Origin of the sequence: Aquicoccus porphyridii, from assembly GCF_008369105.1 — a bacterium.
GTDB lineage: Bacteria > Pseudomonadota > Alphaproteobacteria > Rhodobacterales > Rhodobacteraceae > Aquicoccus > Aquicoccus porphyridii.
In genome coordinates, this window is the sequence record NZ_VINQ01000027.1 from 19,803 (window position 1) to 29,731 (window position 9,929).

12 protein-coding genes are annotated in these 9,929 nt (G+C 62.0%); 10 read left to right on the plus strand and 2 right to left on the minus strand.

Features of this window, described 5'->3' with window-relative positions:
• Window positions 1-8: 8 nt before the first annotated feature.
• Complete coding sequence (locus tag FLO80_RS20430; RefSeq protein ID WP_176244179.1) at window positions 9-416, minus strand: mercuric transporter MerT family protein; 408 nt, start codon at window positions 414-416, stop codon at window positions 9-11.
• 96 nt (window positions 417-512) lie between these two features.
• Here FLO80_RS20430 and FLO80_RS20435 point away from each other — a divergent pair, with 96 nt between their 5' ends.
• The gene (locus FLO80_RS20435) at window positions 513-914 is read left to right on the plus strand and encodes a MerR family transcriptional regulator (protein WP_008335980.1); all 402 of its coding nucleotides are present in this window, start codon (window positions 513-515) and stop codon (window positions 912-914) included.
• A 329-nt stretch (window positions 915-1,243) separates the two neighbouring features.
• On the opposite strand, the gene FLO80_RS20440 is transcribed toward FLO80_RS20435, so the two are convergent.
• Window positions 1,244-2,311 carry a hypothetical protein gene (locus FLO80_RS20440; protein ID WP_008335981.1) on the minus strand — a complete coding sequence of 356 codons (1,068 nt, stop codon included), beginning with the start codon at window positions 2,309-2,311 and terminating at the stop codon, window positions 1,244-1,246.
• 299 nt (window positions 2,312-2,610) lie between these two features.
• On the opposite strand from FLO80_RS20440, the gene FLO80_RS20445 reads away from it, so the two are divergent.
• The 9 genes from FLO80_RS20445 to FLO80_RS20485 form a co-directional block, all read left to right on the plus strand.
• On the plus strand, window positions 2,611-4,782 hold the full coding sequence (locus tag FLO80_RS20445) for a ParB/RepB/Spo0J family partition protein (protein ID WP_008335691.1): 2,172 nt from the start codon (window positions 2,611-2,613) through the stop codon (window positions 4,780-4,782).
• A gap of 126 nt (window positions 4,783-4,908) precedes the next feature.
• On the plus strand, window positions 4,909-5,289 hold the full coding sequence (locus tag FLO80_RS20450; RefSeq protein WP_008335689.1) for a DUF3768 domain-containing protein: 381 nt from the start codon (window positions 4,909-4,911) through the stop codon (window positions 5,287-5,289).
• Between the two features lie 116 nt (window positions 5,290-5,405).
• On the plus strand, window positions 5,406-5,702 hold the full coding sequence (locus tag FLO80_RS20455) for a hypothetical protein (protein ID WP_008335680.1): 297 nt from the start codon (window positions 5,406-5,408) through the stop codon (window positions 5,700-5,702).
• A 77-nt stretch (window positions 5,703-5,779) separates the two neighbouring features.
• Window positions 5,780-6,163, plus strand: coding sequence for a DUF6878 family protein (locus tag FLO80_RS20460; RefSeq protein WP_008335679.1), 384 nt, complete (start codon window positions 5,780-5,782; stop codon window positions 6,161-6,163).
• 1 nt (window position 6,164) lies between these two features.
• Window positions 6,165-6,641: a DUF6915 family protein gene (locus tag FLO80_RS20465; RefSeq protein WP_008335678.1), complete on the plus strand. Its 477-nt coding sequence runs from the start codon at window positions 6,165-6,167 to the stop codon at window positions 6,639-6,641.
• 106 nt (window positions 6,642-6,747) lie between these two features.
• Complete coding sequence (locus FLO80_RS20470; RefSeq protein ID WP_008335676.1) at window positions 6,748-7,392, plus strand: hypothetical protein; 645 nt, start codon at window positions 6,748-6,750, stop codon at window positions 7,390-7,392.
• 29 nt (window positions 7,393-7,421) lie between these two features.
• Window positions 7,422-7,694, plus strand: coding sequence for a type II toxin-antitoxin system ParD family antitoxin (locus FLO80_RS20475; protein ID WP_008335674.1), 273 nt, complete (start codon window positions 7,422-7,424; stop codon window positions 7,692-7,694).
• Entirely contained in the window at window positions 7,687-7,986 is a 300-nt protein-coding gene (locus FLO80_RS20480) for a type II toxin-antitoxin system RelE/ParE family toxin (RefSeq protein ID WP_008335672.1), read from the plus strand. The genes FLO80_RS20475 and FLO80_RS20480 overlap by 8 nt, the downstream gene beginning before the upstream one ends.
• A gap of 126 nt (window positions 7,987-8,112) precedes the next feature.
• On the plus strand, window positions 8,113-9,929 hold a 1,817-nt coding region (locus FLO80_RS20485), incomplete at its 3' end, for a strawberry notch-like NTP hydrolase domain-containing protein (RefSeq protein WP_188078373.1).

Below are 9,929 nucleotides of genomic sequence, written 5' to 3' on the forward strand. Positions count from 1 at the left end.
TACGCCTTTCAGTAGGACAGGATGTAGGGGGTCAGGTAGGGGAAGATCATCGCCACGGCGACGATCCCGCTGGCAATCCAGAGAATGGACCGCATGAGTGTTCGGTTCATCGGTCGCGCGCAGGTGCCATCAACGCAGGCTTCGGCCGGGATCGGGCTATACGCCTTGTAAAAGCCGTATCCGATGAAAGCGGCACTCAGTGCGAAGGTGATCCACTTATATTGATAGAACGCGCCCAACTGGGCGATGAACACGCCGGTGACGCCGAAGCTCACCAGCACCAGCGGCAGGATGCAACAGGAGGTCATGGCCAGCGCGCCGAGTACGCCGAGCCCGGTTGTCGCCCATGCCTTTTTGTCAGCTGCCGGGGTTTCGCCCATTGCCGACTGGCGGCCGGCGGATGTGGTTTCAGTCATGGTTCGAATCATCCTTGCCTTAGTGATGATCTCAATCTAGGGTCTGTAGCTGGTACAGGCTCAAGGGGGTTTGGTGTGAATAATCATCACAGATCGGTGAAGGTCCTCAGGCGCGGAGATCTGGCCAAGCTGACCGGCTGCAATCTCGAAACTATTCGCTACTACGAGAACATCGGCGTCATGCCCGAGCCGCCGCGCTCCAGCAAAAATTATCGCGTCTACGATGACAGACATGTCGCGCGTCTGCGCTTCATCATGCGCGCGCGCGAGTTGGGGTTCACGCTCGACGAGGTTCGCGATCTGCTCGCATTGGTCGATGGCGGGGCCCAGACCTGCGGCGAGGTGCAGGGTCTGGCAAATGCGCATCTCGCTTCAGTCCGCGCCAAGATCGCGGATCTCAAGCGCATTGAGCACGTCCTGTCGTCCACCGTGGCGCAATGTAGCGGAGACGATGTGCCCGAATGCCCCGTCATAGATGCGCTGAGGGAGGAGGCCTAAAAGGTTTCTTGAGGAAATCCGCGGCAATCAAACCGGACAGTCCTTGGCTTCCGCGCTAGGAACACCGTGACCAATATCGCGGGCAGCGAAGAAACCGCGCTCTGAGGTGCCCCTAGTTTCCTAGACATCCGCTTCCACGAATCAGGCCGTAGCCGGCCAAGCTGATCAACTCGGACAGGTGCAGGCACAGAGTTACCGCAAGATTTATCGCTCGATCCGGCACCGCGGCTTCGAGGTGCTCGCGCCTCTCCTGAAGGTCGCGTATTTTACTGGAAACTGAATGGCTGAAATCCCGCTTGGGCATGTTCTTGTTCGCATTTAGGCAAATTCTAATTTGCTGTCCGCCACATTCGAAACTTTCCCTGCCCTGTTACCTCACGGACCAATCCCCTTTCTTCCATCCAGGTCAGGTTCCGCTGGACCGCCGCTCGGCTAGTGCCGGTCAGGGCCTCGGCCATCGGTGCGGAGAGGAGCGGCCATTCGGTCAGCACGGCACGCAAAGCCGGTGGAGTTTTGCCTGAGAGCGAGCTCATCTCTGCTTCTGTCCTCGCTGACCATGTCTCGATATAGTCCAAGTGCCGCATCGCGGTCAGGCAGGCAGTCTCCATCCCATCCAGCCAGCGAGCAAGACGCTCCGGTGGTAAGCCCGACGCGCGCAACCCCCCTGCCCCACCCATAGCTAGTGGTGCAAAGTTCGCTCCCTTTCCGTCGCTGGCCGTGATCCTTGCCGCGGTAACGGCTGCTTCGATCTGGTCGCCTTGTTGCCCGAGACCCGCCAAGCTCCAGAGGTGAAACCCCATGCAAGCCCGCGTGATCGGGTGTAGATGAACAGCTGATTTCATCACCTCCAGCCATCCGCCCGCGCGCTCCTCTAGCCGCTCGGTGGCATCCTCGATGTTCTCGGGATCGCGGCGGTCCAGAAAGGCCGCCAGATCGACCATTGGACCCGGACCACCCATCAGGCGGCGAACAGCCCAGCCAACTCTTGCCAAGGCATTCGGGTCATCCTGTGCGCCAGACAATCGCATTGATATCCAAAGAGCGAGGCGGTCAGAACTCACCCGATCCCCTGCAAGCCAGCTGAGGTCTGCCGCCTCGATCAGTGCCAGTCTGTGTCGCCAGCCATCCGGGCCACGCAGCAAGCGGTCATCCAGCGCACCCAGGCGTCCAGCCACCTTTGCCAGCCGCGCAGCCTGAGCCGCTTCCGCCTTTGCCCAGTCGTCGATGACAGCAATGTCGGACGGTTCTGCCCGTGGCCCGGGCGGCAAATCATCCGGTTCTTCTTCGAGCGGCCCCGGCAGGAACCAGAGGTCGTCCTCGTGAGCCCCCACATCCCCCTCGGTGGTGATGAGGGGGTCGTCAAAATCATCAGGAAAAGTAGATGCTTGCGGCTTCATATGTGCAAAATATCTATATTATGCACATTACCCAAGCGATTTTGTGGCAGTTGCCCGCGCTCTTTATATAGTACGGACGCGCGACTGTCGGCGGAACCTCTCAGATCGCGCTCAGTGCAAGAAAACCAAGGGATTGTGCACCAGCACGACAAGAGATCACTTGCTTGCATTCGTTTTCAAACGGTCGATTGGTGACGTGATCCGCAATTGGAAAAAGCCAGAGAAAGGGAAGCCCGGGTGCCGGGCTTGATAGGATAGAGAGAGTCTCATCCGGGTCCGGCGTAACAAGGACCCTGACCATGGCCAAGACCTCAACCCGCCCGAAACCCGCCACCGTGAAGAAGACAGAAGCCGCCGCATCGGCAACGGCTGACGGAGCGACCGACATTCGTCTGATCCCGCTCGACCAGCTGGAGCCCAGCCCGCTCAACGTTCGCAAGGTGGCGCCGAGCGCCAGCGTCGAAGCCGAGCTTCTCGCAAGCATTCGCGAAACCGGCATCAAGCAGAACCTGGTGGTTCATGCGCTGTCTGAGACACGTTTTGCGGTTGATGCCGGCGGTCGCCGCCTCAAGGCGCTGAAGCAGCTCGCCGATGACGGCGTGATCCCAGTTGATCACCCCGTGCCCTGCCTCGTCGAGGACGAGCGCAACGCCATCCTCACATCTACCACGGAAAACCTCCAGCGCGCGGCGATGCACCCGGCCGACCAGTTCGAAGCTTTTGAGGCGATGATCGCCGAGGGGCGCAGCGAGGACGAGATCGCGCTGAAGTTCGGCGTCTCGGTCGACCTGGTGCGACGTCGTCTCAAACTCGCCCGTGTCGCGCCCGAGATCATCGAACAATTCCGTGCGGGCGATCTGACCCTCGAATGCGTGATGGCTTTCACGCTGACCGACGACCATGACCGCCAACTGGCAGTTTGGAACGCGGTGAAGGGCGGCTATCACATCCACCCACAGAGCATCAAACGCCAGCTGACTGAGACCGCGCATTCGGCGAACTCGGCCCTCGGGCGCTTTGTCGGCATCGAGGCGTATGAGGCGGCAGGCGGCGTTCTGCTGCGCGATCTCTTCGACGATCGTGCCAGCGCCCATATGGAAAACCCCGAGCTCCTGGAGCGCCTCGCCATCGAGAGGCTGCAGGCTGCGGCCAAGACTTTTGAGGGGATGTGGAAATGGGTCGAGGTTCACCTCTCGGTCGACTACGGCGCGTTTCGCAGTTTCGGGCGGGTCTATCCGCAGGATGTCGATCCCGATCCGGACTTGCTCGCCGAGGAGGAACGTCTCATCGCCCGCGAAGAGGAATTGGCGGCGCAGAACGACGGCGAGGATTGGTCTGAGGCGGAGACGGAGGAATACTACGCAATCGAGCCGCGTTTGCGCGAGATCGAAGCCCTGCAGCGCGAACGGCAACCGTACGCGGACGAAGATCGTGCCATCGCGGGCGTGGTTCTGACCATCGGTCATGACGGGGCGCTACGTGTCGAGAAAGGCCTCGTGCGACCAGAAGATATCCCCGCTGCGACCGAGCCGGGCGAGGATAGTGCTGAAGCGGGTGATGCCCCATCCCCTGCCCGCCCGCACGTGACGCCGCCAACCTCCTCGACGCCGGTGCCAACCTCCGATCCGGCGGCGACCTTGCGCAAGGCGGATGGGATTTCGGCGAGCCTCGCCGACGATCTGCGCGCGACGCGTCAGCACATCCTGCGGGCGCATCTGGCGGCGGATTTCGAGGTGGCGTTCGATGCGATGCTCTACGCGCTCTGCGAACAGGCTTTGGGGCGGTCCTACAACAACGAAGCGCTCGACATCTCGATCCGGCCTTTCCAGGCGCAAGACCGCGAGGTGCTGCATGCGGATACTGTCGCCCAGAAAATGCTCGAGGCACTGGAACAGGACCTCGCCACCGACTGGATGAAGCTCGAGAAACCAGAGGACTTCCGGGTGATGTCGGCGCTGCCTCTTGCCGATAAGCAGGCGCTTTTCGCCTGGGCGACGGGTCTGGCGGTAAAGCCGCAGCTCTCCTCCGACAATCGCCCCTCCCCAATCATCGAGGAGATTGGCGCGCGGCTTGATGTCGATGTGGCGGCCTGCTGGCGCCCGACCGCGCAAAACTACTGGGGTCGAGTCAACAAGGGCCATGCAGTCGCGACTGCGCTCAAGCTGATCAGCGAGGACTACGCCGAAGATCGCAATCGCGAGCGCAAGGGCGATATCGCGGCCGCGATGGAGCGGGCTTTCGCGGAAACCGCCGGCGAGACGGAAGGGTTCGGCGCGGCGACGGTTGCGAAGACGACGCGCTGGCTGCCCGACGGGATGGCGTTTGCCGGTGCGATGGACGCTGACGCCGACATGGGTGACGATGTGCCCGAGGCCGAAGAAGGCGACCAGCCCGCCTCAGATACTCAGATCGATGCCGAGAACGACGAACCGTCGTCCTTGCCAGCCTTCCTCAGTGGGGATGCTGCCTGACGAAGCGACCACCGACCTGAACCTGACATGATCTCTGGGCCGTCCTCACATCGAGGGCGGCCCTTTCCGGCTGGCGGGTTGACCACAGCCGATAACGGATCAGCTGGCCCGTCCCGGAGAATTCCTATGACCACCACACTCGACCTCGACCCCGTTCAGGAAGCCGCACTTATCGCTGCGCAGAATGACGCCTTTCGCCGTACCATCCTTGGCAATGCCCCAGTTGCCGATGCCCCGCAGGGCCAGTTCGTAATGACACGCGGCGTCGCGGCGCTTGGGCTCGATGTGCAGCTGGAACTCACCCGCCGCGTCGCCGCTTTCGACACCTTCATTGCCGACAGCGACCCCCATGGCTGGCACGAGATGGGTGTCATTGAGCTTGAGGACACGACGGTCTGGTTCAAACTCGACCTGTACGATGTCGACTACCAATACGGCTCCCCCGAGCCCTCTGACCTTGCGCAAACGCGTCGGGTCCTGACCCTGCTGCTGCCGTCGGAATACTGACGCCCCCCATCCCTAGTCACCGCCCCGGACCGCCCTTGCACAAAGGGCGGTCCTTTCAGGCTGGCGGGTTCCAAAGGGCGCGATACCCGCGTCCGGCCCGCCACAGGAGACCAGAGATGGCCAAGACACTCGACTACCAGATTACCCTCTATCCCGCGCATCGCGATGGCGCCTTCGTTGTCACTCAGTTCCAGATGATGGCGAGCTACCCCGAAAAGCGCATCCAGGCCGCGGGAATGGATGACCTGATCGACAAGGTGACGCAGTTCGCAATGGAGCACGGCGAGAGCTGCAGCGCTTCGGTGCGTTGTCTCGCCCCGCGCAAACCGCCGGGGTTCAAGCGCGCGACCGAGAACCTCTATTTCAACCTGGTAGATCGGACGGCTGAAGACCGCGGCGACGCTGCGGCCTGAAGCCCCGCAGGAAACTTCCTGGGCGACCCCGCGTAATGGTCGCCCTCCCATTTCCTCAATTCCAAAGGATCAAAGACATGACACAAGAGACTGATTTCTACGCGCAGATACTCGAATCCCAGAGGCGTGCTGCCGAACAGCGGGTAGAAACCCGCGCGACGCTTCTTTCCGAACTGCGCACCCTCGGCGTAACGAACATCGAGGTGCAATACGAAGGCTACGGCGATTCCGGCAATGTCGAGGATGTCGTGGTGACCCCTGACACGATCATCCTGACGGAAGACCTGCGGCGCCGGGCCGAAGATTTCGGCTGGGACTTCGCCTATGCCCTGTGCCCCGGGTTCGAGAACAACGAGGGCGGCTATGGTGAACTGACTTGGTCGCTTGAGACTGACAAGATCGATGTCAGTCATTCGAACCGTTACATCGAGACCAACACCACTGAACACGAGGGGCTCTGACATGGCACACCCCCTCCATCACGCTGAAAGCTCAGCCCGAAAGTTTGGCGGTGTGCCAAACGATTACCAGCATGTGCATGACTGGTTTGACTCATCCAAAGAGCACCTAGGTCTCTTTGTTCACAGAGCCCAAAAACATCATACCGTTGGGATCTATGATGCTGAACGCCACTTCGGTCGCAGCCTGACCAACAGCGCGGGCCGGGTTGTTCCCATCCGCTGGATCGGCGAGCAGCATGTGCGCGAAGACTGCCAAGGACGCATCCCGTCGCTGGCGGACTGGCTCGGGCGCATCCAGCCAGAGCCGTGGATGGCCAATGGCCGGATCGACAACGACCCGACACAGATTGTTGGCGATCCGCGCGCAGTTTGGGTCGCGGCGGTGGTCAATCACCAGACCATTCTCGGCTTCGAGGACTGGCTGCTGAAGGTTTCGGTTGAGCACATCCAAGATCGTCAGAACCGCGCTGCTGCCTGATCCACCGGACGGCAAACTCGCCGACCACCTGACCACGTCCAAATCGACCCGCCTGCGGCCTCAACCGGCTCGGCGGGTCGATTGCGTTTCAAGAAAGGATATCGAAATGCAAGACCCTGTCTACGAGGAGGCCTACCAAGGCCATACCATCAAGATCTACCATGACCCGGATACTGAGAGCCCGAGGGAGTGGTCCAACCTCGGGAAACTGATCTGCTGGCACCGGCGCTATCGGCTGGGCGACAGCCATCCCTTCGACAGCCCAGATGCGCTCCTGCGCGATCTCTCGGGCGTCACAGACCAGAGCGACCTCTCGATTGAGCAGCTGCGCGAGCGCGCCGAGCGCAAGGCGATCTTATTGCCCGTGTTTCTCTACGATCATTCCGGTCTCGCGATGAACACGATCGGGTTTCACTGCCCGTGGGATTCCAGCCAAGTCGGCTATGTCTACGTGACGCTCGACGCGGTCCGGGAAGAGTTCGGCGTGAAACGCGTCACCAAGGCGATGCGCGAAAAGGCCAAAAACATTCTGCGCGCTGAGATCGTCACCTTCGATGCCTACCTCGGCGGCCAGGTTTATGGCTATGTCGTCGAGCGTGACGGCGAGGAGGTCGATGCCTGCTGGGGGTTCTTCGGGCACTATGAGTTGGACTGCCTGTCCGAGGCACGAGCATTTGTAGATCACCTGACTTTGCGAGAGCTGCACAGACCTGCCGGCGCCGAACAGGGCGCAAGCCCACCCCCGAGTTGAAATGCCCGAAATACTCATATATCTTATTCATGCGTATTCTGGAGATGAGCATGGCAAGCACAAGCGTCACACTTGGCCCCCATTGGGACGAATTCATCGCCCTGATGCTTAAAGAGGGGCGTTACGGGTCAACCAGCGAGTTGATCCGCGCCTCTCTGCGCCTGATGGAGGAGCAGGAAGGTCAGCGGGCGCGGCTTCGCGTTGCGCTGATGGAGGGCAAACAATCCGGTGACGCCGGTCCGCTTGACATGGATGAGATCAAGCGCGAGGCGCGGAGCCGCTCTGGCGCTTCTGATGCGTGAAATCCATCACTCCCAGGCGGCAAAATCCGATCTCGTCGACATCTGGGTCGAGACAGATCGACAGTGGGGCGCGGCGCAGGCGGACCGCTATCTCGACGACATCGATCGTGCCCTGAAGGGGCTCATCGCCAACCCGCAAATGGGATCGGACTGCTCCGACCTCCAGCAGGGTGCGCGTAAACTGATCACGGGTCGGCACCTCGTGTTCTACGAGGTGGACCCGGACAGGATATTCGTGATCCGGGTCCTGCATCAGTCCATGGACGTGCCGAGGCATCTGCGGTCGTCCTGATAACGGGCAAATTTGCACCGGGGCTTTGCCATGAAAGAGCGAGAGACAGGGCGGGAGGGGTGACCCCTCCCGGGTGAGAGAGTGCGCGCGGGGCTTGGGGCCAACCCTCAACCCCGGAGATTGCCGATGAACGCTCACCCCCATTCCGTCCCGCTTGCGCCCGAGGCCGAGACCCCTGCCCGCTCGGAAGCCTCGCGCTTCGCCCAAAACCTTTTGCTGGCTGCGAAAACCCTCGTCCCCCAGTTCGAGGCGGGCAAGCCCATCGACGCCGCTGCCCTGCGCGCCGCGATGGAAGAAGCTTCCGGTGCCAGCGACACCAGTGGTGCCTGGGTCTGGAAGGACGTCTATGAGGCCGCAGAGGTCGCCCAGATCCTGATGCTCTCGCGCTACGGTGCGCTGATACAGCGGCAGGCGGCTACGCCGCACGCCTTTCTTTCCATGATCGAACGCCTCGCCGGTTTGGCGCCCTCTCACACGCGGCGCTCGGAAGACAGCATCCGTCTGCAACAGTTTTCGACCCCTCTGCCGCTCGCAGCCATCGTCGCGCAGGCGGCGGGGTTTCGGGCCGACGAACTCGTGCTCGAGCCCTCGGCCGGCACCGGCATGCTGGCGATCTTCGCCCGGATCGCAGGCGCTCGCCTGGCGCTGAACGAGCTCGCTGAGACCCGCCGCGCGTTGCTGGAGCAGCTTTTCTCCGACGCTGCAGTCTCGGAACACGATGCCGCCTCGATCGACGACCGTTTGGATCGGTCGATCACGCCCTCGGTCATCGTGATGAACCCACCGTTCTCGGCCGCTAGCCACGTCGAAGGCCGGTTCCGGCAGGCCACCAGCCAACATGTTCTGTCTTCCCTTGCTCGCCTCGCGCCCGGTGGGCGTCTCGTTGTCATCACCGGCGAGAGTTTCCGTCCCTCCACCAAGAGTTTCCAGCCTACGTTTCAGCGGATCAGGCAAAGCGCTGACGTGGTGTTTTCCGCAGCCATCGACGGCAAGGTCTTCGCGCGGCATGGCACCACGATCGACACGAGGCTGACGGTGATCGACAAGCGCGTGGCTGGTGCTGAAGAGACCGCACCGGCTGATATTGACGCCGCCTATCATCCGATCTGCGCGACCACGAGTGATCTTCTCTCCGTAGTACTCACCCATTGTCCCGCGCGCCGCAACCCCCTGCCCTGCCCCACTGGCGCGGCTCTTTCGGTGCCACCTCGCCCGACCCGCACCAACCTCCACGCCCTGCGCAACGCAGCACGCAAAGAAACCCGCGCCCTCGCCGAGGAACGCGCGAAGCACCCGTTCGACGACATCGACACGGCCCCGCTCGACTACCTGCCGAAAGCCTGGAGCGAACCCGAGGGCGCGCTGCAGGATACGGTCTACGAAGCCTATGACCTGCAATCGATCCGGATCGACGGCGCGGCCGCTCATCCGACCGCACTCGTGCAATCCGCGGCCATGGCCTCTGTCCCGCCGCCTGTCCCGACCTACCGCCCAATGCTGCCGAAGACCCTCGTCGCGGACGGTCTCCTCTCCGCGCCGCAGCTTGAAAGCGTCATCTATGCGGGCAATGCCCACGAGACGCATCTCAAGGGCTGGTTCAAGCGCGGCGAGATCGAAGGTCAGCTGATGGCAGCGTCTGAGGATGACGAAGGTGCCTTTCGCCTGCGCAAGGGCTGGTTCCTCGGCGATGGCACGGGCTGCGGCAAGGGCCGGCAGGTCGCGGGCATCATCCTCGACAATTGGCTGCAAGGACGACGCCGCGCGGTCTGGGTCTCGAAGAGCGACAAGCTCATCGAGGATGCGCGCCGCGACTGGATGGCGCTTGGGGGGCGTGAAAGCGATATCGTGCCGCTCTCGAAATTCCGCCAGGGGAGCGATATCCGTCTCCCAGAGGGCATCCTCTTCGTCACCTATGCCACCCTGCGTTCTGCTGAACGCGACGG